The following is an 860-nucleotide window of genomic DNA, read 5'->3' on the forward strand; positions in this document are numbered from 1 at the left end:
TTTAAAAATGCTCGTTTATTACATTACTAATAAACATATAATAGTAGTGCCTCTGGTCGTTTAGAAAGGTGTAATGAACCACGAGTAGATTTCAGGAAGACCGGAGACTTCACCGTCGTGTCCAACGGCCTTGCGGTCTCCCGAGGCGTTCACGATCGTATCGAGCTCCAAGGCATCGTTGAATTCGCGGTTGTAGATGAAGAACAGGACGTCGTTTTCGTACTTGGCGGGCTGGAAGAACCATTGCTCCCTGGTGCTGTCAGCGCTGTTGCCGCCGTATACAACACGGTCCCGAGCGTTGCAGTTGCAAGTCGACGTACTCATCTTCAAGTACTGGTTGTACTTAGTGTTGTGGGCCTTGAAGTACACTCTGTTGTTCTCCCACAAGGTAATGAACTTCCAACTGACGAGGTCAGTGTGCTTGTCAACACCATCGCCGTAGGCAATTCTCTCATTCGAGGGATTGGTTGTGGAACCGAGCTTCAGAGCGAGGTTGTAGTTTCTGTAAATGAGCTTGACGTAGTTTCCGGCCATGATGAGTCTAAAGCTTAATGGGAAGTACTTTTTGACAATATCCTGTCCGTTGCCGACCCACAGCTTGTAGCAGTACTCCATGGTGTTCCGTCTCTTGTCAATGATCAGATTGTTAACTACATTTTGAACGATGCTGCCCTGGCCTTGGCTCTCGTATTCCAAGCTCTTACGTACAGCACTGTCGTAGTCACCGGTGAGGATGCTGTTGTACAGTTTGTCCTCGAGGTCTTGGTTAGAAGGGCTCATGCTGTCCGCGGATAGTTCCACGACGCCGGCGCTGGCGGCGAGCACGCACATTGCGAACACAACGAGAAGTTTCATTTTGT

General features: G+C 49.2%; 1 protein-coding gene. It reads right to left on the reverse strand.

Annotation, left to right across the window (positions count from 1 at the left end; all coding sequences use genetic code 11):
- Positions 1 to 60: 60 nt before the first annotated feature.
- On the reverse strand, positions 61 to 860 hold an 800-nt coding region (locus F0U44_RS23865; protein WP_149730574.1), incomplete at its 5' end, for a hypothetical protein.

The sequence above is a fragment of the Nocardioides humilatus genome (assembly GCF_008373755.1).
GTDB classification, from domain to species: domain Bacteria; phylum Actinomycetota; class Actinomycetes; order Propionibacteriales; family Nocardioidaceae; genus Nocardioides; species Nocardioides humilatus.